Origin of the sequence: Undibacterium sp. WLX3042, from assembly GCF_049544825.1 — a bacterium.
GTDB lineage: Bacteria > Pseudomonadota > Gammaproteobacteria > Burkholderiales > Burkholderiaceae_D > Undibacterium.
Genome location: NZ_CP186698.1, coordinates 540,906 through 565,436, shown reverse-complemented (window position 1 = coordinate 565,436; position 24,531 = coordinate 540,906). Strand labels below are relative to the sequence as shown.

Sequence of the window (24,531 nt, the reverse complement as noted above, 5' to 3'; positions counted from 1 at the left end):
CGAGGCGACATGCAGTTTTCCCTGCGCGATTTCAAACCGGATAGCGACAATGCCACGCCCTTGTATCTGCAACTGGCGAACAAGCTGGCACAAGGCATACAAAGCGGGCGCTGGCAGCCCGATGAAGCCTTGCCGTCAGAGCGTCTGCTGGCAGAGACGCTGGAAATTTCCCGCGTCACCGCACGCAAGGCTCTGGCCATGTTATGCGAGCGCGGCTTGCTGAGCCGCAGACATGGTTCCGGCACGTATATCACACCGAAACTGGAGCAGCCTTTATCACGGCTCACAAGCTTCAGCGAAGAATTACGCCAGCGTGGTTTTGTGCCCGGTTCGCGCTGGATACAACGTGAAAGCGGCATCGCTTCACCGGAGGAAATTTTGTCGCTGGGTTTATCGCCGAATACCGCGGTCTCGCGCCTGAAGCGCTTACGCACCGCAGACAATGTGGTTATGGCGATAGAAACCACCACTATTCCGGCGGCGTATATGCCGCAGCCGCAACTGGTGACGGACAGTTTATACGGCTATCTCGATGCCCATCATTGCGCACCGACGCGCGCCTTACAGCATATTCGCGCCATCAATGCGACCGCGGAACAGGCACACCTCGCAGATATCAAACCCGGCGCAGCGATGTTGTTCATTACCCGCATCGGTTATCTGCAAGATGGCACCGCAATCGAACTCACGCATTCGTATTGCCGCAGTGATTATTACGATTTTGTCGCGGAGTTATTCCGATGAGCGAACAGCAATTACACGGCCAGATACTCACGCCGGATGGCTGGGTAAACGGCAGCATCAATTTCAGCGAAAAGATACAGCGTATCCAGAGCGCACCGCTGCGCGAAACAGCGCATTACATCCTGCCTGGTTTCATTGATCTGCATGTGCATGGCGCGGGTGGCAAAGATACGATGGAAGCGGGCAGTGCCGTCGAAACCATCGCTCGTTTGCATGCGCAACACGGCACCACCAGTTTGCTGGCAACCACGATGACTGCGCCGCTGAGCGATATTGAGGCAGCACTGAGTGCAATACAACCGCTGATACAGCAGCGTCCCGCCGGTACCGCACGTGTGCTGGGTGTGCATCTGGAAGGGCCATATATTAATCCGGGCAAACTCGGTGCCCAGCCTGCCTTTGCTGGCATAGGCTCGCTCGCGCAGGTGCGGGCGCTTGATGCGATTGCTGCCATTAAACTGATTACGCTCGCGCCCGAAATGGACGGCCATCTGGCGCTGGTACGCGACCTGACGGCGCTGGGCATAAGGGTGCAGCTCGGTCACAGCACCGGCAGTTATGAAGAGGGCGTTGCCGCGCTGGAAAATGGTGCCAGCGGCTTCACGCATTTGTATAACGCGATGTCACGACTCGATCATCGCGCGCCCGGCATGGTCGGTGCGGCGCTCGCGCATGCACAGTTTTCAGAAATTATTCCAGATCTGTTGCATGTCCATCCGGGGGCGATTAAAGCTGCATTAAGAGCGATACCGTATTTGTATTGCGTGACTGATTCAACCGCCGCCACCGGCATGCCTGATGGCGAATATATGCTGGGGCGGCAGCGTGTGCATAAATGCCTGGGCGGCGTGCGTCTGGCCGATGGTTCGCTGGCGGGCAGTGCACTCACGATGGATCAGGCGCTGCGCAACCTGGTCAGCATAGGCCTGACGCTGGATGATGCGGCGCGGCGCGTTTCGACTTACGCTGCCGATTATCTCGGGCTGCCTGAACGCGGTCGCTTAGCGCCGGGCGCATTCGCCGATATCGTCGTCCTTGATCAGGACTTGCAACTGCTTGCCGTTTATACCGAAGGAGAAAAGATTGAATTCGCAAATGCTTAACGAGGCCTATGCTTCCGCAGAACAGGTTGCCATCCAACTGACGCACGATGGCGACCGCTATGCCAGGCTGGGGTCGCATTTGCGGGCGCAACCGCCATCATCGGTACTGACGATCGCCCGCGGCAGCTCCGATCATGCGAGCAATTACGCGGCATATCTGATCATGGCGCGCCTCGGCCGTATCGTCGCTTCGCTGCCGTTATCGCTGGTGACCTTGAATCATGCACCTTTGCTGGTCAGGGACGCGCTGGCGATTGCGATTTCCCAATCCGGGCAAAGTCCGGACGTAGTTGATCCCATGCGCTATTTTCGTGAGGCGGGTGCGACCACGGTGGCGCTGGTGAATGATGTCAGCTCACCCTTAGCCGCAGCCGCAGAGTGGACGATGCCTTTGCATGCAGGGCCGGAACGCAGCGTTGCGGCCACTAAAAGTTTTATCACTTCGCTGGTGGCCGCCGCCCGTCTGGTTGCGCACTGGCAGAACGATCCGCTGTTGCTGGCAGCAATCGCGCAGCTACCTACCGCGCTTGATGCCGCCAGCAAAACAGACTGGTCGGCGGCACTTGATGTGCTGGTGCCCGCGCAGCGCATGATGGTGGTTGGCCGTGGCATCAGTTTTTCAGTGGCGCTCGAAGCTGCGCTGAAATTCAAGGAAACCTCCGCCATACAGGCGGAAGCGTTCAGCGGTGCAGAAATCAAACATGGCCCGATGGCTTTGATTGATGACGGTTATCCATTGCTGATATTCGCGACTCGTGGTCCGGCGCAGGAAAGTCTGATCCGGCTCGCAGAAGAAATGCGCGGACGCGGTGCTGAGGTGCTGCTGGCCGCGCCGGAGGATGTACGCGAACGTCAACTGACTTTACCGGTGGCAGCGACGCCGGACCTTGATCCCATCGTCGCGATTCAGGCGTTTTATGTGATGGCAGCGCAACTGGCAGTGGCGCGCGGGCTGGACCCCGATCAGCCGCGTCATTTAAGTAAAGTGACTAAAACCAGTTAAATCAGCGAAATGACCGGATTTCAGCCTTATATATACTCCCCCCCAGTATTTTTTAAGCCCCTTATTCTATGCTGACAATAAAGGCATTTTTAACAAAAGTAGGGGGAGTATCCATATTCAGACGCATCTGCGCCAGTTTGGAACTAGACCGGCAATATGAACAAATTCAGCCTGATCGGTATGAGCGTGACATTCTCGATGCCGTAAATATCCGTAATAGCAGCCACCAGAGACCTATGACAAATAACAATTCCATCTCGCCAGTTGAACCGCCGCATGCGCTGAACGCACCGCTGAATATTGATGATGCACGTCGTCTGGCCGGGCAACTGGTGATGGTGCGCATTACTGTGACCCGCATGGATGACGATCTGGCGCATTTTTTACGCGCGCATCATATCCGCGCCGTTTGCCTGTTCCGCAACAACATGACGGACGAAGCGCAGCTAAAAAAACTGACCGCGGATCTGCACGCTGTGATGGGGCCGGAAGCGCTGATCGCGCTCGATCAGGAAGGTGGCGCAGTCGTGCGGCCAACCTGGGTACCGCAACCGCCGTCAGCGATGGCGCTGGGTGCCAGCGACGATGCAGATCTGTGCTATCAGGTCGGTGCGGCAGTCGCACGCAACATTAAGGCGCTGGGCTTCAACTGGAATTTCGCGCCGGTGCTGGATTTGAATAATAACGTTGATAATCCTGTCATCGCTGAACGCTCATTCGGCGCCGATCCGCAGCGTGCCAGCACGCTGGCGCTGGCGTGGATGGATGGCAGCCTGTCGGAAGGCGTGGCTTGCTGCGTTAAACATTTTCCCGGGCATGGCGACACCAATGTCGATTCGCACCGCGCGCTGCCGACAGTGAATAAATCGCTGGCCGAATTGCAGGCAATGGAGTTTGCCCCATTCCAGATCGCCGTCCGCCGCAAAGCGCCTGCGATGATGACGGCACACATCGTTTATCCCGCGCTGGATGCGGAAAATCCGGCAACCATGTCGCCGACGATACTGACGCATTTATTGCGTGAGCAGTGGCAGTATCGCGGTGTCGTGATTACCGATGGCATGGATATGCAGGCGATTGCGGGGCGTTATGGTGTAGGCAATGCAGCGGTGAGAGCATTGCTGGCTGGTGCCGATATGGTGATGGCGATCGGCAGCCGCGAGGCGCAAACCGAAACGCTGGCGGCACTCACAGAAGTCATACTCTCTGGACAAATTTCATATCAGACAGTGCAGCAGAAATTGCAGCGCATACGGCAACTGACTGACGCTTATCCTTGCATCGATACTGACTATCTGACTGATGCCGCTGACCGAGCGTTGATGGCGCATGCGTGGGAACGCGGTCTGACCAGTGCTGGTGAGCCGCAGGCGCCGGCAAAAGGCAGCCGGGTACGTCTGGTGATACGCGCAGACGCGGTCAGTGATGGTGTTTCTGAAGCAGGTATCACGGCAGACAAAGTTGCATCGATGCTGGCAGATTTGTATGACGTTGAGACTGTGACCTTCAGCGATGCTGAACAGTTTGACTGGCAAAGTCTGCCGCAGGATGATCGTTTCGTCATCCTCGCCTCGACTGTGCGCAAACGCTATGGTGAACGGGTGCGCCGTTCGTGGAAACCGGATCTGCATCTGGTATTGTGGAATCCGTTTCACATGCTCGATATTCAGGCTCCTGCGCTGATCACTTATGGTTTCGCCGTACCTGCAATCGCGGCAGTACGTGCGTGGCTGGCCGGTGAGGTCGGTGCGCAGGGAAATATTCCTGTCGATATTTCCGGCTATCCGCCTGATAAACATGTATAGATCAGCCAAGAATCAGCTTTGTTAAATATCAACAAAGTCAGTGCGAAAAAATAGTAGTTTATAAACTATTTGGTCTGAATTTTCATCGTGAAATTCACAGGATGCTGACACTGAACTTACGGATTACCGTGGTTTGTTGTACCGGAAACACCGCTTGTGAATGAATGTTATTTTTCCCTGTGGTGATGAGCAAAAGCGTAATCCTATCGGATAGTATGTTGCATTATCTGTTGAATACAATCCGATATTCAGTCCACGACATGATGAAATGATATCTGCATCTGATTTGTCAGGCAGAGCGGAGCGTACAGAGGAGACTAGGGCTTGAAGATGTCGATGGAATTCTTTACACCAATGATGGCGATGATGCGCGCGGCCGCAGGGCGCAGCATTTTTTTTGCCATGTCGTTTTGCGTCGGCGTTGATATGCCCGGTGCCAGAGTGGCACGGGCGATCTGATGATGAAGCTGTCTTTACGCTGGAAGCTGATATTCGTCAGCGTGCTCGTTGAAGTCGTGATGTTGTCCGTTCTTGTTGGCAACAGCCTGCGCTTCAATGAGGAAAATTTATCGCAACTGACTGAGTTGCGGGCGCGTGAAATGTCGCATTTACTCAGTGCTGAAATCGCGCCATTGCTACTGCAAAAAGACTACGCTGCGATCACAGAGTTGTTCCGTACCCAGGAGCATGGGATCGATTATTTTCTGTTGTTCGGCCAGGATCACCAGCTGTTGCTGCATTCAGGCTGGACCGATGCCCTGCCTGCCAGCAGCGACGGCTTACGTTTGCCGCTGGACAGTCATCGGCGCGATATCCGTGTTCCTCTCGTCGCTGGCGGCTCCAATCAAGGTGAACTGGTGTTTGGACTGTCAACCCGGTTTGCGCAGGAAGCCCAAAAAAAGCTGTTTGAAGAGTCGATACTGATTTCGTTTTTTGAAGTCGTCGTTTCGACATTATTCCTTTATTTATTGGGGCTGTGGCTGACCCGCCATTTACGACAACTGGAAGCCGCTGCCAATGCGATTTCCGCCGGAGAGTTTGACACCAAAGTGAAGTACACCGGCAAGGATGAGATCGGTGTGGTCGGTCACGCGCTGAATGTGATGAGCGATCAGCTGGCTAGTGAAATTGCCGCACTCCGGCTGAGCGAGCAGCAGCAGCGGGAAACGGCGAATCGTCTGCTGGCAGTGTTTGAGGCCGTGCCTGACTATATGACGCTGAGCCAGTTAGAAACTGGCCGTATCCTGTATGCGAATGCAGGATTTGAAAAACTCACAGGCCATAACAAACAGGATGCGATAGGCAAGACTTCGCTCGAGCTGGGTATCTGGTCAGACCCTGAACAGCGCAAAACCTGGACCAGTATGATTCTGGAGCAAGGGATAGTCAGCGATTTTCAGGGGAAAATGCAGACCAAGGATGGACAAGTCAGATCCGGATTATTATCTGCGGCGATAGTCGAAGTTGACGGTGCCAGACATATCGTGGCGATCTGCAAAGATATTACCGATCGTCTGGAGGCTGAAGCTCGGGTAGAAGCCGCCCGTCGGGACCTGCAGGCAGTGCTCGACGCCGCATCGGAAATCTCCATCATCGCGACCAATAAGGAAGGGCTGGTCACGATCTTTAATCGCGGAGCTGAAAAAATGCTCGGCTATCGGTCTTACGAAAGTGTTGGTCAGCTGCATGCGACCGATTTTCATGATGCCGATGAGATGGAACAGCGCAGCCGCGAGTTATCTGAGAAATTCGGCCGTGAAATTACGGGTATCGATATTTTTTCAAGCATCGCAATCCAGTCAGGGATGGAGACTCGGAACTGGATTTACGTGACCAAGTACGGTAAAAAAATTCATGTATCCCTGAGTGTGACGGCGCTGGTTAACGCGGATCAGGAAATCACCGGCTACCTCGGTATTGCACGCGATATCACGCCGCAGATCGAAGCGCGTGAAGCCTTGAATCAGCTGAATGGTGAACTCGAATCGCGGGTACGACAACGCACGGCAGAGCTGGAGTCGGCGAATCATGAGCTTGCTTCGACGATGGGGCATTTACAAATGGCACAGACCGAGTTACTGCGTTCAGAAAAATTGCGTGCGCTTGGTGATGTCGTTGCAGTGGTGGCGCATGAACTCAATACACCTATCGGTAACTGTCTGACGGTCGCCAGCACGCTGCTCGAAAAATCCCGCGAGATCAGCACGGCGTTCGGGGATGGAAGTTTAAAGCGTTCTTTGCTCGCAAGTTATTTGCAGGATACCGAGCAAGGGATGGGGATACTGTTGCGCGGGCTTAACCGTTCCAGTGAATTGGTGATGAATTTCAAACAGGTGGCAGCAGATCAGGTATCTGATCAGCGCCGTCCTTTTGATTTGCAGGCGGTGGTAAAAGAAGTCACCAGCTTATTGCAACCGATGTTACGTAAGACACCGTTTGTACTTCAGGTTGACATTCCGGAAAAACTGATCATGGACAGTTTCCCCGGTGCGCTAGAACAGATCATCACCAATCTGATTAATAACGCAGTTGCACATGCGTTTGATGGACAATCTTCGGGCACGATGACTATCCATGCCGAACTGACAGAGCCGGATAAAGTGAAAATTACTTTTGCTGATGACGGTATAGGAATAGAACCCGCACATATGTCGCGCGTTTTTGATCCGTTTTACACCACCAAAATGGGGCGCGGTGGCACGGGTCTTGGCTTAAATATCGTTCACAATATCGTTATTAAAATGCTTGGCGGAAAACTGGAAGTGGAGAGTGTCGTAGGTCGCGGAACGCGTTTTATCATTCATTTGCCGCTCACCGCACCCTATGCGGATACAGCGCCGGGTGAGGTGAGCGATGCCTCATTGCTGCACGATAAACAGTGAGTACAGAGCTGATTCTGTATTCATCCACCTGACAGAGACACAGCGCCTGCAGGGCTTTTTTATGAACGGTAATGATCTCGGTACGGAATGAGCGCCGCCGGGTGAACGTGCGGATTCTTTATCAGACTTTTTACTGCTTTTTTGATTGGTTATTCATGAACATTCATCTTTCTCTGATGCCTGTACTAGCGCTGGTCGCAGGTCTTTGTATTCTGGTGAAACCGAAGTTGGTCAGCTTTATTGTTGCTTTGTACCTCATTATTGTCGGGCTGGCCGGCATCTTCGGGCTGGGGCGTTTTCATCTGTTCTGACGATCATCATTGATGTCCGCATTACACAAAAAATCCCCGCTGACCTTATATGCAGACGGGGATTAATACAAATCGGTGCAGAATAACAAGAGCGCAAGCGGACAAGGATATTGAGGTTGCCCGGTGCGGCGGTTGACGTTAATGTTCTTCAGAAAGTCGCGTTGATATTATTCATCTCTGCGCAGACGTCTGATGTAAATCTGCTGTTCCTGATATGACTGCGCTTGCTGGTTGTACGTACGATCCTGCTGCGGTGTTTTCAGCAGACCGAGGAAAACTCTCAACACCACAAACAGTACAAACAAGCTCAGCACAAACGGAATCAGACTGATCGCGAGCGCAATCGCGACGCAGATCACAAAAATACGCGGCAGCGGTGTACGCAGCATCGCCAGCGCACATTTCGATGCTAATTGACGGAATTCCTGCGTGACCTGGCGCAGGACTGAATACATATATTGCGAAAAGGCATTCATAGTGGCTTTCGTGTAGCGTCTTTCGTCGGGAATAAATGACAGGCTGAATTGGTGCTGATTATTGCGTGTATCCGTTTGCTTCACAACGGTAATAATTTCTCGAATTTGCCGTGCAGATGTTATCTGTGATGCGAAACGCAGATCTGAGTCTGCCGCTTTGGGGGATGTTTTTCAAATAAGAAATCCTGCCTTGCGCGGGAATGTGAAGAGAAAATCAGAGTGATGATGTATGCAAATCGCTGCAGCCAGCATCACTCCGGTATCCCGCTGATTATTTATTGCCTGAGCCTAAATGCTGTAAGAAAAAGGCTTCATATTTTTTGTGCCAGGCTTTGGCTTTGATGGCGCCACCCAAAGCATGCTCACCATCCGGATCGAGGAAAAGATCGACCAGTGTTTCCTTGCCATTTTCCAGTAAGGCGCGATAGACGTTCACGGTGTCCTGATACAATACATTCGGATCCTGCATGCCATGCACCAGCAGCAGCGGCTTTTTAAGGCCAGCAGTCAGCGGCAATAAAGAATACTTGCGAAGGTTAGGTTTATTACGCTCAGTCTTACCTATGGTGCGGCCGCTGTACCAGCTATTGTAGTTTTCCCATTCGGTCGGGCCAGCACCGGCAATCCCGGCAGCGAAGGTATCCGGGCTGGTGTACATCGTATATTGGGTCTGGAAGCCGCCGAAACTCCAGCCCGTCAGACCTATGCGTTGACCGTCAACACCCAGGTTTTTCTGCATGTATTGCGCCAGATCTTCGAGGTCTTCGGTTTGCGGTTCGCCCGCCTGTTCCCAGTTGGCATCGCTGAATTTGCGACCGTAATTGGAATGTCCGCGCGGATCAACTGCCACAGTCACATAACCATTTTTTGCCGACATATACATGCCAAACATATAGGCTGTTTGCTGGAAGCTGTCGGTTTCAATGATGTGTCTGTCATTCAGCGGGCCACCATAGGTATAGACAATAGCGGGGCGCTGATCGCTGGCTTTCCAGTTTGCTGGCTTGAAAACATACGCCTGTATCTGATCGCCGTGACGGTTTTTAAAACTGAAACGTTCTGGCTGCTGAATATCAATCGCCTGCCACAAAGGATCGTGACTTTGCGTCAGCGTCGTACTTTTTGCAGTCTTCACATCAATCAGTTTTAACTCCGGACGGCTCGACCATTGACCAGCGACGCTGGCGAGTTTGTCACCGCTATCGGCGACATCGCTGGCACGATGGAAATCGCCCTTTTGTCCGAGTGCTTTCATGTCGCCGCTGGCGATATCGACCTTATACGCATTCATCGAAGCGAAGTCATCCTTATTTGCCAGTACGAACATGGATTTGCTATCTGGCGTAAAACCGATGATCTGGTGCGCTTCAAAATCACCTTTCAGAATGGCTTTGGCACTGCCGCTGCCATTGTTGTTATCAGTACTGATAATGTAAGGCTGGCGATATCCTTGCTCGTCAAGTACGGCGATCAGTTGTTTTCCGTCGGGAGTAAATTTTGGCTCCAGCACATTCACGACTTCATGTCCGACATTGCCACGACGTTCAAACACCAGCGCAGGCTTAACACCTTCTTCTGCTTTACCGACGTAAATGCGCAGCAGATTTTTTTCGCGTTCCCAGGTTGAAAATGTATAGCGGCTACCGTCTTTCGCCCAGCTGACTTTACTCATTTCAAACCAGACATCACCGCCGTTGTTAGTGAATACCGGTTGTGGCTGACGGACAGATGTATCGGTCACGCGGCGAATGTATAAGGCTGTCGCCGGAACTTTACGTTTATCATCCGACACTTCGCGCGGCACTTTTTTGGCCGTGGCGAAGCGCTCGCTGTAATTCATAATTTCTACCTGACGCTCAGAAGCCGGTTTCACTTTACCGGTCTCTTCATCGACATCGGGCGCCACTGCAGAAATTGCCATCCATTGTTTATCTTCACTCAGCACCGTGCTGGCGATGCTGTATTTTTTCTCCGCGTCATCCGGATGGATCAGTTCACGATTCAACTGACGGATCGCACTATTGTCAAAGGCGGCGCTGTAGAGACTCTTACTATCCATATAGATATAGCCTTTGTCATCCGCACGATAAGCGACGATGCGTTCTGCTTTGTCGGTTTGCGTCAGCCTTTCCACCTTGCCGTTGGCTGCCTGCAGACGGAATAAATCGCCGCGATACTGGAATATCAGTTCATTTTTTTTATTTGCCCAGACCAGATAATCGACACCTGGATAGAGGTCACTGGGTTTCAGTCTTTCTTTGGCGATTTTCTTTTTCAGTTCATCGCGCAGTTCCCACAGCTCTTTTTGTTTGTCGCTGTCTTTATCGGCTTTACTGTCTTTTTTGTCGTCCGACTTTGCTAACGCAGTATCAGCCGTAGCACTGTTTTTTGCTGCTGCTTTCTCGGCAGCTTTTTCTTTTGCAGCTTCTGCATCAGCTTCGGCTTTCTTCTTCGCATCGCGGGCTTTTTTATCAGCCAGTTCACGTTTTACTTCCTCTAAGCCGGCTTCTTCCCATTGTTGCAGGTTAACCTTTTCACCACGCAGGTAAGCGGCATGGGCTTCAGCCTTTGCCTGACGCTCTGATTCTTCTTTTTCTTTTTGCTTTGCTTTCTTCTCGAACCGGTCCCACACTTCCGGCGCATCGAACGTCTTCATCAGTGCTGGTGAAGTAATGCGGCGGGTTTCTCCTGTTTGCGTGTCGTGCACATACAAGTCAGAGCCGATTTCATTAAACGGATTCCAGACGTAAGCAAGGTAGCGACCGTCGTGGCTGAAGCTGATGACTTTTGCTGCCTGACCTGCATACGGTTTTGCACGGAATACCTGTTCCAGCGTCAGATCCGCAGGCTGGATTTTTGCAATGACGTTGCCGGTTGGCGCTGCATGGGCGACATGCTGCGGTAACAGCGCTGCGCCTGAGCACGCGAGGGCAATACTGAAAGGAATAAATTTCGGGAACATAGCACTTGCCTTCATTGTTTTTATAGGATGATTTATGACGTTAACGAGGTGAGATTCGGCATGTCTGTATCTGGTTAGCAGCGCATCCCGGATGGTCAATATCCGAGCTTCCTGCACTGATCAGCCGACAGCCAATTTGCAGACAAGCGGGATAGACACGCATACGGTCTGGCGAGTTCCTGCTGCATACAAATATTTTTCTGTACGTACCCATCGGCGCGGACACGTTGTCGATATGCGTTGAGCTGATGAGCTGAGGTGTACCACCGCAGCTGTCGGTGGTGAAGGTTTCTCTCCGAAAAAATAGGCCTGAAGCGCATCCGCTTCAGGCCTATTTTCAGCGTGCTGGTCTGACGACTAAAGCCACGCCAGCCAGCGCAATAGCCATTCCCGCCAGTGCGGTCAGGGTGAATTTTTCTCCAAACATCAGCCATGCCATTGCGGCTGTAACGGCCGGGACCAGATACATATAGCTGGTGACTTTGGTGGCTTCACCATGTCGTATCATGATGTATAAAACAGAGATGCCGATACCGGATAACACCAGAACCGACCAGGCAAGTGCGCCGAAAAATTGTGGCGTCCACAGTATCGTCTGTGTCTCCAGCATCCATGCAAATGGTGCGGTAACTAACAGCGACGCGGCAAACTGAATCACTTGCCCGGTGCGCACATCAAATGAAGGGCAGGTTTTTTTCTGGTACAGCGTGCCCGTGGTCATTGCAAACAAAGCCATCACCGCCAGACTGACACTGGTCAGCGACAGGGCAACAACAGAAATTTTATTCGCCACGACCAGACCGACACCAGCGATGCCGAAAGCCAGTCCCAGCCATTGTCTGCCACGTATGCGCTCACCGATAAAAGGTCCCATGACAGCAGTCAGAATAGGTTGCACATTGGCGATCAGAGCCGCCACACCTGCCGGCATGCCGAGCTTGACCGCGCACCAGATACCGCCGAGATACAAAGCTTGCATCAGTATGCCAGCGATGGCGATCGGTAACAGGTCTTTGCGGGCGGGCCAGGGCGCGCGCATGAGTATGGCGAGCGTCAGCATCATGACAACTACGCCCATATAACGCATGCATAAAAATGTCAGTGGTTCTGCATAGGGCAGACCATATTTAGCAACGACGTAGCCGGACGCCCAGATAAAAATGAAGATGGCGGGCAATGATTTAAGCAGCAGACTTGAATTTGATTGCATACGAAGTCGGTATCGGGGCGTGAGTGAAATAGGGATGTATTCGTTCTCTGGCCGGAATCAGTGAATTCGCGCTGTTGAGCGCATATTCTGAATACGCGGCGGTAACCCGGAAATACTCCAAACTCCCGGGCAGATTCATCATTGAAGGCAAATCTGTTTGTCGCTGCTTATAGCTATTGTTTTTTATGCGCAACTATCTTCGCATAAAGCTACTTTGGGATAGATGAAAAAAAACCTGTGATGCCGAAACATGCACAGGTTTTTTTCATCTGTTCCAACCAGCGTCAGAACAGACCCGGTAACTTGGTAGCTTATGCCAGGTTCGCGGCAGCGAAATCCCAGTTAACCAGCGCCCAGAACGCTTCCAGATATTTTGGACGCGCATTGCGGTAGTCGATGTAGTAAGCGTGTTCCCACAGATCGCAGGTGATCAGTGGTTTGTCTGTTGTTGTCAGTGGTGTGGCAGCATTCGATGTGTTGACAATATCGAGTGTACCGTCTGCCTTTTTCACCAGCCAGGTCCAGGAAGAACCGAAGTTGCCGACAGCTGATTTATTGAAAGCTTCTTTGAACGCGTCGAAAGAACCCCATTTGGCGTTGATCGCGTCAGCCAGTGCGCCAGTAGGAGCGCCACCACCATTAGGTTTCAGGCCATTCCAGTAGAATGTGTGATTCCAGATTTGTGCCGCATTATTGAATACGCCACCGGAAGATTTTTTAACGATTTCTTCGAGTGTGGAATTTTCGAACTCTGTACCTTTGATCAGGTTGTTCAGGTTGGTCACATAAGTCTGGTGATGTTTGCCGTAGTGATATTCCAGTGTTTCTTTGGAAATGTGCGGAGCCAGAGCGTCCAATGCATAGGGCAATGCCGGTAAGGTATGTTCCATGATGTGTCCTTTTAGTTTTCTTCAGTGGTTTCCGTTTGATGACGACGAACGGGTAAAACGCTCATTGTAAGCGTTTGTGCAAAAGCTTGCAGCGCAACTGTGTGATTTTCGAATCAGGAAGCGCTCGCAGAACGTGTCATGCCGGTAGCATATTTTGGTCATCACTGATCGAGACTGGTCTGAACACTGCTGATACCGACTTCCGCGCTGCCATGTGAGAGGCGTATATTGAGCAGGCTGTGTGGCTGCAACTCCTGTGCTGAGCGCAGGAGTCGGCCTTTGTGGTCGCGGATAATCGCGTAACCGCGATCCAGCGTGCGTTGCGGGTTCAGTAATTCCAGCTGGGTTTGCAGTGCGCCCAGTTGCTGGCGTTGCTGTAACAGCGCGTGGCGTTGGAATTGCTGCAGCCGAAGCCGGAGTTCGTTTAATTTTGTTCGTGCTGGCGTCATATCCGGGCGCTGGCTTTGCAGTCGCATGTCCAGCTGCGCCAGCGCATGACGTGAATGCTGCAGCGGAATGCCACTGCTGTAACGCAGAGTTTGCAGGCAATGTTGTAGTTGCTGTCGCTTCAACGCAATCGCTGCCGCCGGACTCAGCAGGCGGCGTGACAGCCAGTCCAGCGTCTGATTCTGGGTCGCGATTTGCCTTTGCATGGCTCTTTGCATGCGGTGTTGCTGTTGTTCTAAAGCACTGACCCAGTCGGCACGCGGCGTGGCAGCGAGTTCTGCCGCTGCCGTCGGTGTTGCTGCGCGCATATCCGCGGCGAAATCGGCGATCGTAAAGTCGGTCTCATGACCGATGCCAGCAATCACCGGCATGGGGCAGTTGACGATGGTACGGGCCACGATTTCTTCATTGAATGCCCATAAGTCTTCGATGCTGCCACCGCCGCGGCAGACCAGCAGCACATCACATTCTTCACGTGCGGCGGCAGTAGCTATCGCCTGTGCAATTTTGGCACCGACACCTTCGCCCTGTACCTGCGTCGGATACAGAATGACCTGAACATGCGGCACACGCCGGCGCAATGTCGTCAGGACATCGCGCAATGCGGCTGCCTGTGGGCTGGTGACGATGCCTATGGTTTTAGGAAACACCGGCAGCGGGCGTTTGCGTTCCGGATCAAATAAGCCTTCCTGACTCAGTTGCGCTTTCAGGCGTAAAAAGGCTTCATACAGGTTGCCGACGCCGGCACGGCGTATTGCTTCGACGCTCAACTGGTAATCGCCGCGCGGCGCATACAGAGTCACCAGCGCCCGCACCTCGACTTTATCACCTTCGCGTGGCTGGAAATCGGCATACTGGGCGCGGCCACGAAACATCACTGCACGTACCTGAGCCGTGCTGTCTTTGAGGGTGAAATACCAATGTCCTGAGCTGGCGCGGGTGAAATTCGATATTTCGCCGGAAACCCATGTCAGCGGGATATTACGTTCCAAGAGTTGAGCAACGGCGCTGTTGAGCGCAGAAACACTGATGACAGTGCTCGCCGGGATTGGGTTTGATGGACGGAAATCAGTGTTCATGAGGCATACAATCAAAAAAGCTGTCCACATAAGCCTGTGGTGGTCGTCAGCATGTCATTGAGACAGCAATAAGTCAAAAGAAATGCAAACGCTGGATATAAGTCCTTGATTTTTATTATCAATCTCTCTGCAAGTAAATCGGGCAATATGAAAAAATCCTTACAAATCAAGGGAGTTACAGAACGATACAAGGCTTGTGCACAAACTTATCCACAGAATAAGTGCATAAAATGTGAGTATCTTTTATCTGGTGATAAAACGAGGGTGTTGCCTATATTTTGTGCATGATCTTATTTGTTAATAAAATCAAAGAGTTACTGTGTTTTCTTCTGTTTTTACACAGTCTTTTCCACAAAAAATGTGAGAAAAACCGACTTGTTCACATAAAAATTTGCTTTTTAAAACATGATTTCGTTGACGTTTCTTATTTTAAAAGCCTGCTTAAAAAACAGGCTTTTAAAAATAATTGATATAAATCATGAACTTAATATGATTGCCCCGCTTTTTTCACAATGTTGTCCACAAAAAATGTGCAAAAAGTCAGAGTTATCCCCTGATACGCTGAATTTGCCGTGTTTTTATTGCAATAAAAAATGACGGAAACGCTTTCAATGCCGATTTGCATATTTTTTGAGCGAATTGTATTTATCTATATAAATCAATTAATTGCCGCACTTTTTCAGCATTCTGCACAAATTTGTCCACATAATTTGTGCAAAACAATCCGCTTATCCACGACCAGTATCTGAGTGCTGTTATTTTCAGCAAATCAGCCTGAAAAAAGGCTTTTGCTTAAATAATTTGCAGAAGATTAATCTGTTTAAAAATCAGGGACTTAACTTATTTCCCGGTCCTTGTGCACAAGCTTGTCCACATAAAGTGTGCAGAAATGAGAAAAAATACTGCAGAAAAACCATGACGCATGCCCTGAAAATTGCTGCCTAATTCTTAAGCTTAAAAAGAAATCTGTTTTATTTCAAAGACTTAATGTGCTATCAAGTACTTATCCACAGGCTTGCGCACAGATTTTGTGTAAAACACGCCGGATATGCACAGACGTCGTTTTTTTCTTGAGTACCCTTGCCCGTCTGCACACAAAGCGCTACATTGCGGGGTTGGATTTCTGAACCTATTAGGAGTGCGCTTTGTTCGCCATTATTCAAGCCGCCGGCTGGCCTATTTATCTGTTGTTGATTTCTTCTGTGATCGCCTTAACGCTGATTATTGAACGCAGTTTTTCCTTGCGTCGCAATAAAATCCTGCCATCGACGCTGCTCGATGAGGTGATACGCGTGTATCAGGCAGGCAAGGTGAAGCCGGAAGTCATACAACAACTTGCAGGCAATTCCCCTTTGGGCAAAGTGCTGGCTGCGGGTTTGCGCAACGTCAGCGCGCCACGTGAAGTGATGAAAGAGTCCATCGAAGAAGCCGGCGCTGCGGTCGCACATGAACTGGAGCGGTTCCTGACAACGCTGGGCACGATCGCTTCATTGGCGCCGTTGATGGGCTTGTTCGGTACGGTGGTCGGGATGATAGAAATTTTCGGTTCACAAACGGCGACCGGCGCGAATCCGGCGCAATTGGCTCATGGTATTTCTGTGGCTTTGTATAACACGGGCTTTGGTTTGCTGATCGCGATGCCGGCACTGGTCGCTTACCGCCATTTCAGAGCCCTGGTAGATAGTCTCGTGGTTGATATGGAACAACAGGCCGTCAAATTTGTTGATGTCGTGCATAGCGCCAGGAAGTAAACATGAATTTTCGTAAAGGAAAGGGCAGGGAAGAGCCTGAAATTAACCTGATCCCGTTTATTGACGTGCTGCTGGTCATCCTGATTTTTCTGATGGTGACGACGACGTATAGCCGTTTCACCGAATTACAGATCACACTGCCAACGGCAGATGCCGAAAAAGCACAGGAAAAGCCGAATCAGATTGATATCGGTATCGATGCGCAAGGGCGATACAAGATCAATAATCAGGCGGTTTCTTTTCTGGATACTGCGACGCTGGCGGAGGATTTGCGGCGTGCCAGCGCCGCGCTGGCCGAGGGTTCGACTGGTGCGCAGGCTGAGCCCGTTGTGATCATCAATGCAGACCGCGCGGCGACGCACCAGTCGGTGATTGATGTGCTGGAAGCGGCGCGTATCGCCGGATTAGCCAAAGTGACATTCGCAGCCCAGGCTGGAAGCCGCAGTAAATAAGCTTCTCCGACACGGTGATTTTGGGGAGTATATGAATACTGTGCGCTATCTCCCAATGTTTTAGCGGACGATTTCATTTTTGAATAGCATACTGTCGGGGAGTATCTTACTCCCCGCTTGTTTTTTAGCAGAGGAAAAACGATGCGGATCTGGCTGGAATCCTGGCTGTTGCAGGCGTGGCAAAAGCGCGGCGTCGTGGCGTGCTTATTGTGGCCGCTATCCAGACTGTTTCAGCTGATTGTCACGTTCCGCTTTGGCTTGTTTGTGCTGGGTTACAAAGCGCAAGTGAAACTCAGTGTGCCAGTGATCGTGGTTGGCAATATCTATGTCGGTGGCACCGGCAAAACCCCGTTGGTGATCTGGCTCGTGCAGCAATTGCAGGCGGCTGGTTATCGGCCCGGCGTCATTTCACGTGGCTATGGGATGCAAGCTGACAACGTGACGCTGCTGACGGCGGATGCGCTGGCGTCACAGGTCGGCGATGAGCCGCTGTTGATTGCGCAACGCACGGGTGTTCCGGTGGCTGTCGGGCAGGATCGCGTGGCTGCCGGACGCGCATTGCTGGCGTCGCATACGGAAGTGGATATCCTGATTGCCGACGATGGCTTGCAGCATTATTTTCTGGCGCGCGATATCGAAATCATGTTGTTCGATCAGCGTGGTGCCGGTAATGGCTGGATGTTGCCGGCGGGTCCTTTACGCGAACCGGTACAAAGAAGGCGTGATTTTACCGTCCTCAATGCGCCCGCAGAGATCAGCGCCGCAGCGGTGCCCGGTATTCCCGCTGACGCGGTTCGCATGCAATTACAAGCACAACAGGCGTATCAATTGGCGGAGCCGGAATGTCGTCAGCCCCTCGCCAATTTTGCTGCAAAGCGTTTGTGTGCGGTTGCAGGCATCGGTCATCCGCAGCGTTTTTTCACTACGCTGGCTAATGCGGGGTTGCAATGTGAAGGTGTGGCGTTGCCGGATCATTTCGCTTTTGACGCCACGACTTTTCAGGCCATCGCTGCCGATTGCATTCTGATCACGGAAAAGGATGCAGTAAAATGTCGACAAATTCCTGCATTGCAAAACGATGCCCGCATCTGGGTGGTGCCTGTTGAGGCGCAACTCGGCGGCACATTTGCAGCAGATCTACTTCAAATGATTTCGGAGAAAAAGCATGGAAGCTCGCCTGCTTGATATTTTGGTTTGTCCTGTCTGCAAGGGACCTTTGGTCTACAACAAAGCTGCGCAAGAATTAATTTGCTATGCCGATAAACTGGCGTTTCCTGTGCGTGACGATATTCCTGTCATGTGGACAGATCAGGCGCGCACCCTGACACAAGAAGAAATCGACGCGCGCTGAGCGGGACGCCGTATGAGTTTTATCGCCATTATTCCGGCGCGACTGGCATCGAGTCGCCTGCCAAACAAACCGCTTGCGGATATCGCTGGTAAACCGATGGTGGTACGCACCGCCGAACGTGCGCTTGCATCCGGCGCCAGTGCGATTATGGTGGCAACCGACCATGCCGATATTGTCGCCGCTTGTGAGGCGCATGGCGTGCCTGTGCGCATGACGCGCCCGGATCATCCGTCTGGCACTGATAGGATTGCAGAGGTGGCCGCCAGCATGCAATTGCCAGCAGACGCGGTGGTGGTCAATGTGCAGGGCGACGAACCCTTAATTGATCCGGCACTGATCGGTGCTACGGCAGCATTGGTGAATGCGCAGGTGCCGATGGCGACCGCAGCGCATCCCTTGCATGACGTCGCTGAAGTTTTTAATCCGAATGTGGTGAAAGTGGTGCTCGATAAATCTGGCCGCGCTTTGTATTTTTCACGCGCAACGATCCCTTGGCATCGCGACGCGTTTGCGGCAAGTCGTGAGCAGCTGCCGGCTGGCTATACGCCGTTGCGGCACATTGGTCTGTATGCCTATCGCAATGATTTTTTACAACAGTATCCACAACTCGACATCTCGCCTCTGGAACAGATCGAAGCACTGGAACAGTTACGCGTGCTGTGGCACGGCTATCCGATCGCAGTACATGTAACGCAGACCAGCCCGGCGCCCGGTGTGGATACGCTGGAAGATCTGGAACGGGTTCGTCGTATTTTTTCAGGAAAATGAGCTAAAACATTGATGACTCTGGATTGATTTCATATTCAGACAGCAATAGCGCCGGAAATTGTGGTAAGTTTCGTGAAAAGATTCTGTGTTATTACTACTAAAAGAAAAACAATTCCGTAGTGTTACGCAGTAAATTAAAAAAGATTCCGCATGCTCCCTTGCGAGCGTGCAAACAAATTCAAACTCGTCTTAGGAAATAAAATGCGTCTTATTTTGTTAGGAGCGCCAGGTGCTGGTAAAGGCACGCAGGCTAATTACATCAAAGAAAAATTCAATATTCCGCAAATCTCGACTGGCGATATGTTACGCGCCGCGGTCAAAGCTGGTACCCCGCTTGGTCTGGAAGCAAAAAAAGTCATGGACGCAGGTGGTCTGGTCTCCGATGACATCATTATTGGTCTGGTCAAAGATCGTCTGAAAGAAAGCGACTGCGCAAATGGTTATCTGTTCGACGGTTTTCCGCGCACAACGCCACAAGCCGATGCGATGAAAGAAGCCGGTGTCGCGATTGATTATGTATTGGAAATCGACGTTCCTGATGAAGCGATTGTTGACCGTATGAGTGGCCGTCGTGTGCATCCGGGTTCAGGTCGTACTTATCACGTCAAATACAATCCGCCAAAAGTGGAAGGAAAAGACGACGTCACAGGTGAAGACCTGATACAACGCGACGACGATAAGGAAGAAACCGTTAAAAAGCGTTTGTCTGTCTATCACGAACAAACAGAAGTGCTGGTGAGTTACTATGGTAACTGGGCAAAATCAGGTCAGCCCGGTGCGCCTAAATATCGCAAGATTGCGGGAGTAGGGCCAGTCGAGAGCATACGCGACAGCGCTTTCGCTGCATTAACGGAATAAGAGTAGTAAGAGGGAGCGGACAATATGTCCGCTTTTTTTTCGTCTCTGCTCCTGTTGTGCCTGATCTGGTCATGTACTGAGTTTTTCTGTCGTCTCTGAGCATTCGTCCCGGACGACGCTGTCTGACAACGACAACAACAGGAGGAGTCACCATGGTAGCTAGTCTCTGGTTTGTGATCGGCTGCGGCATGATTGCCGTGCTGTACGGTTTGCTGTCGCGCCGCTGGATATTAAAACAAGATGCCGGCACTCCGCGTATGCAGGAGATTGCAGCGGCGATACAACAAGGCGCGTCAGCTTATCTGGCGCGACAATACCGTACGATAGCGCTGGTGGGCGTGATCCTGTTCATTGCGATTGCTGCGATTCCCGGTTTGGGCCTGACGACTGCCTGCGGCTTTCTGATCGGCGCAGTCTTGTCCGGTGCCTGTGGTTTTATCGGTATGAATGTGTCGGTGCGGGCGAATGTGCGTACTGCGCAGGCGGCAACCAAAGGGATGAATGACGCGCTGGATGTTGCCTTTCGTGGCGGTGCAATTACCGGCATGCTGGTCGTCGGACTCGGCTTGTTAGGTGTCACAGGTTTTTACTCGATACTCATACTCTCCGCGCCGCATGGGATGGGGCTGACGCTGAGTCAGCACGATGTGATTCAGCCCTTGGTCGGGCTTGCCTTCGGTGCTTCGCTGATTTCCATTTTTGCCAGGCTGGGCGGCGGTATTTTCACCAAAGGCGCCGACGTAGGCGCGGATCTGGTCGGGAAAGTTGAAGCAGGTATTCCCGAGGATGACCCGCGTAATCCTGCCGTGATTGCCGATAACGTTGGCGACAATGTCGGTGATTGTGCTGGAATGGCTGCAGACTTGTTTGAAACGTATGTCGTGACGCTGATTGCGACGATGTTACTGGGAGCGCTGGTCGTCACTAACGCAGCAATGCAAGCGATTGTTTATCCCTTGCTGCTCGGCGCGGTGTCGATACTCGCCTCAATTGTCGGTTGTTCTGCCGTGAAAGCCCGTCCTGATAAAAAAATCATGTCAGCACTGTATACCGGCTTATGGTGGGCCGCCGGTTTGTCGCTGATCGGCTTTGCGATTGTGACCTGGCTGGTGTGGCCCGACGACGCAATGCGCTGGCGTATGATGGGCGCGACCGTGGTTGGTATCGTGCTGGCTGGCTTGATGGTGTACATCACTGAATATTACACAGGAACCGATTTTAAGCCGGTGCAACATGTGGCTCAGGCGTCAACCACTGGTCACGGCACCAACATTATTGCTGGTCTGGGTGTGTCGATGAAGTCGACCGCGTGGCCGGTGCTGGCGGTGTGCGCCGCCATTCTGACCTCTTACGGCTTTAGTGGTTTATATGGTATTGCGATCGCTGCGACGGCGATGCTGTCGATGGCTGGTATCATCGTTGCGCTGGATGCATATGGCCCGATTACAGATAACGCTGGTGGTATCGCTGAAATGTCAGAAATGCCTGCTTCAGTTAGGGCCATTACCGATCCGCTGGATGCGGTTGGTAACACCACCAAAGCGGTAACCAAAGGCTACGCGATAGGCTCTGCAGGTTTGGCCGTATTGGTCTTGTTTGCCGATTACACCCATGCTTTAGATGCGGTCGGTAAATCGACGGCATTTGATTTGTCCAATCCTCAGGTCATTGTCGGGCTGTTTATCGGTGGCTTGATTCCCTATCTGTTTGGAGCGATGGCCATGGAAGCCGTCGGGCGCGCGGCTGGTGCCGTGGTGGTGGAGGTGCGCCGCCAGTTCAGCGAAATCAAAGGGATTATGGATGGCACTGGCAAACCAGAGTACGACAAGGCGGTCGATATGCTGACGACATCAGCTATACGGGAAATGATATTGCCGTCGCTGCTGCCCGTAATCGTGCCGCTGCTTGTAGGTTTACTGCTGGGGCCGGCAGCGCTGGGTGGATTATTAATGGGAACGATAGTAACCGGATTATTCGTCGCCATTTCGATGACGACCGGCGGCGGTGCCTGGGATAATGCAAAGAAATACATTGAGGATGGGCATTACGGCGGCAAAGGCTCTGAGACGCATAAGGCGGCCGTGACCGGGGATACGGTGGGGGACCCATACAAAGATACCGCCGGACCGGCGGTGAATCCGCTGATCAAAATTATTAATATTGTTGCCTTATTGCTTGTGCCACTGCTACCGCATCCGGTGCCACAGTCGGTTGGCGGAATTGCTGCAAGTGTTTCCGCATCATCTGTCGCTGTCGTCCTCGTTCCTGCTGTACATCCACCCGAGGGGATTCTGTCAGTGTCGGTAAAGAAATAGATGCAAGATCAAATCAGAAAAAGACACAGATATAAACGGAATATTTGATTCAGATAAAAAAGATGCGTGCCAGAATGGCGGAGCATCTTTTTTCTTTTAGCGGTGCGGCAAAGTTGGATACAATACGGATATGACGTTTACGTAAACGTAATGTGTTTGCTTCTACCTTGAAATACAAGCCCAATATCTGGTCAGATTTTCACATCAATAGCATAACTTTGCTATTTCTTAACCAAAACGAAAGAGACAGAACATGCAAATCCAACATGGTGTTTTTATTATTACTGGTGGTGCTTCCGGCTTGGGTGCCGCGACGGCAAAGATGATTGCTGCCAATGGCGGTAAAGTTGTGCTGGCAGATGTGCAGGTGGACGCTGGCGAGAAACTGGCTGCAGAATTGGGCGGGATCTTCGTGAAGTGTGACGTGACTTCAGAAGCCGATGGCAAAGCGGTGGTCGAAGCCGCGACTGCTTTGGGTACTGTGCGTGGCTTGGTGAACTGTGCGGGCGTTGCGCCGGCGGTTAAAACTGTCGGTAAAGACGGACCACATCCACTCGACGTTTTTCAGCGTGTCGTCAATATTAATCTGATTGGCACGTTCAATATGTGTCGTCTGGCCGCTGATGCGATGGCAAAGACAGACGCGACAGAACAAGGCGAGCGCGGCGTGATTATTAATACTGCATCTGTCGCGGCGTATGACGGACAAATCGGTCAGGCCGCTTATGCATCCTCTAAAGCAGCGGTTGTTGGGCTGACTTTGCCGATGGCGCGTGATTTATCCCGCAGTGGGATTCGTGTTATGACGATTGCACCGGGTATTTTTGAAACACCGATGTTGCTGGGCATGCCGCAAGAAGTGCAGGATGCGTTAGGAAAAATGGTGCCATTCCCACCCCGCCTCGGTAAGCCGGAAGAATATGCACATTTATCCAAAACGATTATTGAAAACGTGATGCTGAACGGCGAAACTATCCGCCTGGATGGCGCTATCCGCATGCAGCCAAAATAATGGCTTGTCGGGTCATAATTGTTATTTTAGTGCGGATCCCGCAGTTGATCTGATAACAATTCTGGTCAGACAGGTACAGCAGGGCAAACCTTTGTTTGCCCTTTTTTTATTATTCAGCCGATCTGCCATATTTCTGACAGAACTGCCGGCTAAGAATGCGGGTTGATACATGACGAGCAAAACGTTAATCTACGGTTTCGTTGATAGTTTGCATAATGCTAAACAAATGAGTGATTAATGAGAAATTTCCGATTTTTTCGTCAGTACTTCCTCTTTCTGGCAATCGCTTTACTTGCTTCTGTTGCGTTTGCCAAAGATAATATCGGCATCGTTTTCGTCAGCGAGCTTCCGCGTGAGGCGCAGATAACCCTGGCCCTGATTAAACAAGGCGGCCCGTTTCCATACGACAAAGATGGCGTTGTTTTTGGTAACTATGAGTCCAGACTCCCAAAACAAAAGCGCGGGTATTATCACGAATACACAGTGAAAACTCCGAAAGCCCGTAATCGCGGGGCTCGCCGCATTATCACAGGCGGAATACCGGCTCAATCCGGAGAGTACTACTATACCGATGACCATTACGAAAGTTTCCGGCGTATCAGAGAATAATTATGATCTCATCACCTGAGGGAGAAATGGATTTGTTAGCAACAGTGGCGCCGAACGTCGTGCAGTCGATACGGGCTTTTCGTGTACCGGATCTGCAGGCAGAAGCAGTGCATCTGGGACAGCATTTTTTGTATGCTTACTGTCTGGACGCCACGACTAAACAGCAAGTGCTGGGAAAAATTGCCGCGTCTTTTGGTTTTCCTAAGCATTTCGGAAAAAATTTTGACGCTTTGTATGATTGCCTGACAGACATGATTCATCAGGCTGGTCCTCAGCCCGGATTTGTTATCGTTCTTGAGCAATTGCCGAATACACCGAAATTCGATAAAGAAGCGCGTGAAATTTTATTAGATGTGTTTCGTGATGCAGCCGAATTCTGGGCAGAAAAAAAAGTTGCTTTCCGGGTATTTTATTCATTTGAATAGTCATGCTGACGTTGCCATAATAAAAATGCCGGCGTTCATGACCGGCATTTTTATTTTGGAATCAGTGCCTTAGGGCGT

At 51.6% G+C, this 24,531-nt stretch carries 21 protein-coding genes and 1 pseudogene; 17 read left to right on the top strand and 5 right to left on the bottom strand.

Annotation, left to right across the window (positions count from 1 at the left end):
• The first annotated feature begins 9 nt into the window (after window positions 1-9).
• From ACPAOP_RS02615 to ACPAOP_RS02585, 7 genes are all read left to right on the top strand, one after another.
• Complete coding sequence (locus ACPAOP_RS02615) at window positions 10-744, top strand: GntR family transcriptional regulator (protein WP_423709203.1); 735 nt, start codon at window positions 10-12, stop codon at window positions 742-744.
• The gene (gene nagA / locus ACPAOP_RS02610) at window positions 741-1,847 is read left to right on the top strand and encodes an N-acetylglucosamine-6-phosphate deacetylase (protein WP_423709201.1); all 1,107 of its coding nucleotides are present in this window, start codon (window positions 741-743) and stop codon (window positions 1,845-1,847) included. Before ACPAOP_RS02615 ends, nagA begins: the two co-directional genes overlap by 4 nt.
• Entirely contained in the window at window positions 1,840-2,850 is a 1,011-nt protein-coding gene (locus ACPAOP_RS02605) for an SIS domain-containing protein (RefSeq protein WP_423709971.1), read from the top strand. Before nagA ends, ACPAOP_RS02605 begins: the two co-directional genes overlap by 8 nt.
• A gap of 236 nt (window positions 2,851-3,086) precedes the next feature.
• Window positions 3,087-4,655, top strand: coding sequence for a beta-N-acetylhexosaminidase (gene nagZ / locus ACPAOP_RS02600; protein WP_423709200.1), 1,569 nt, complete (start codon window positions 3,087-3,089; stop codon window positions 4,653-4,655).
• Window positions 4,656-4,985: 330 nt separating this feature from the next.
• Window positions 4,986-5,114: a hypothetical protein gene (locus ACPAOP_RS02595; RefSeq protein ID WP_423681060.1), complete on the top strand. Its 129-nt coding sequence runs from the start codon at window positions 4,986-4,988 to the stop codon at window positions 5,112-5,114.
• Entirely contained in the window at window positions 5,114-7,537 is a 2,424-nt protein-coding gene (locus tag ACPAOP_RS02590) for a PAS domain S-box protein (RefSeq protein ID WP_423709198.1), read from the top strand. Before ACPAOP_RS02595 ends, ACPAOP_RS02590 begins: the two co-directional genes overlap by 1 nt.
• A 155-nt stretch (window positions 7,538-7,692) precedes the next feature.
• Entirely contained in the window at window positions 7,693-7,848 is a 156-nt protein-coding gene (locus ACPAOP_RS02585; RefSeq protein ID WP_423681057.1) for a DUF3096 domain-containing protein, read from the top strand.
• Between the two features lie 167 nt (window positions 7,849-8,015).
• On the opposite strand, the gene ACPAOP_RS02580 is transcribed toward ACPAOP_RS02585, so the two are convergent.
• The 5 genes from ACPAOP_RS02580 to xseA form a co-directional block, all read right to left on the bottom strand.
• Window positions 8,016-8,324 (bottom strand): hypothetical protein, encoded by a 309-nt coding sequence (locus ACPAOP_RS02580; RefSeq protein WP_423709197.1) that lies wholly within the window; start codon window positions 8,322-8,324, stop codon window positions 8,016-8,018.
• Between the two features lie 271 nt (window positions 8,325-8,595).
• Entirely contained in the window at window positions 8,596-11,286 is a 2,691-nt protein-coding gene (locus ACPAOP_RS02575) for a prolyl oligopeptidase family serine peptidase (RefSeq protein WP_423709196.1), read from the bottom strand.
• 337 nt (window positions 11,287-11,623) lie between these two features.
• Complete coding sequence (locus ACPAOP_RS02570; RefSeq protein WP_423709194.1) at window positions 11,624-12,496, bottom strand: DMT family transporter; 873 nt, start codon at window positions 12,494-12,496, stop codon at window positions 11,624-11,626.
• Between the two features lie 311 nt (window positions 12,497-12,807).
• On the bottom strand, window positions 12,808-13,386 hold the full coding sequence (gene sodB, locus ACPAOP_RS02565; RefSeq protein ID WP_423681050.1) for a superoxide dismutase [Fe]: 579 nt from the start codon (window positions 13,384-13,386) through the stop codon (window positions 12,808-12,810).
• A gap of 161 nt (window positions 13,387-13,547) precedes the next feature.
• Window positions 13,548-14,912 (bottom strand): exodeoxyribonuclease VII large subunit, encoded by a 1,365-nt coding sequence (xseA, locus tag ACPAOP_RS02560; protein ID WP_423709193.1) that lies wholly within the window; start codon window positions 14,910-14,912, stop codon window positions 13,548-13,550.
• 1,145 nt (window positions 14,913-16,057) lie between these two features.
• On the opposite strand from xseA, the gene ACPAOP_RS02555 reads away from it, so the two are divergent.
• The 10 genes and pseudogenes from ACPAOP_RS02555 to ACPAOP_RS02510 form a co-directional block, all read left to right on the top strand.
• Complete coding sequence (locus ACPAOP_RS02555; RefSeq protein ID WP_423709191.1) at window positions 16,058-16,663, top strand: MotA/TolQ/ExbB proton channel family protein; 606 nt, start codon at window positions 16,058-16,060, stop codon at window positions 16,661-16,663.
• 2 nt (window positions 16,664-16,665) lie between these two features.
• Window positions 16,666-17,115 (top strand): ExbD/TolR family protein, encoded by a 450-nt coding sequence (locus ACPAOP_RS02550; RefSeq protein WP_186883144.1) that lies wholly within the window; start codon window positions 16,666-16,668, stop codon window positions 17,113-17,115.
• Window positions 17,116-17,256: 141 nt separating this feature from the next.
• On the top strand, window positions 17,257-18,300 hold the full coding sequence (gene lpxK, locus ACPAOP_RS02545) for a tetraacyldisaccharide 4'-kinase (RefSeq protein ID WP_423709189.1): 1,044 nt from the start codon (window positions 17,257-17,259) through the stop codon (window positions 18,298-18,300).
• On the top strand, window positions 18,281-18,466 hold the full coding sequence (locus ACPAOP_RS02540) for a Trm112 family protein (protein WP_186883146.1): 186 nt from the start codon (window positions 18,281-18,283) through the stop codon (window positions 18,464-18,466). Before lpxK ends, ACPAOP_RS02540 begins: the two co-directional genes overlap by 20 nt.
• A 12-nt stretch (window positions 18,467-18,478) precedes the next feature.
• On the top strand, window positions 18,479-19,234 hold the full coding sequence (kdsB, locus tag ACPAOP_RS02535; RefSeq protein WP_423709187.1) for a 3-deoxy-manno-octulosonate cytidylyltransferase: 756 nt from the start codon (window positions 18,479-18,481) through the stop codon (window positions 19,232-19,234).
• 201 nt (window positions 19,235-19,435) lie between these two features.
• A complete protein-coding gene (gene adk, locus ACPAOP_RS02530) occupies window positions 19,436-20,092 on the top strand; it encodes an adenylate kinase (protein WP_423709186.1) in 657 nt (218 codons plus the stop codon).
• Between the two features lie 152 nt (window positions 20,093-20,244).
• Window positions 20,245-22,407, top strand: a complete 2,163-nt coding sequence (locus ACPAOP_RS02525; protein WP_423709184.1) for a sodium-translocating pyrophosphatase — start codon at window positions 20,245-20,247, stop codon at window positions 22,405-22,407.
• A 253-nt stretch (window positions 22,408-22,660) separates the two neighbouring features.
• Entirely contained in the window at window positions 22,661-23,419 is a 759-nt protein-coding gene (locus ACPAOP_RS02520; protein WP_186896748.1) for a 3-hydroxyacyl-CoA dehydrogenase, read from the top strand.
• A gap of 237 nt (window positions 23,420-23,656) precedes the next feature.
• A complete protein-coding gene (locus ACPAOP_RS02515; RefSeq protein ID WP_423681039.1) occupies window positions 23,657-24,028 on the top strand; it encodes a ribonuclease in 372 nt (123 codons plus the stop codon).
• A 5-nt stretch (window positions 24,029-24,033) separates the two neighbouring features.
• Window positions 24,034-24,453: pseudogene (locus ACPAOP_RS02510) on the top strand (barstar family protein); the annotation flags it as partial.
• Between the last annotated feature and the right edge of the window lie 78 nt (window positions 24,454-24,531).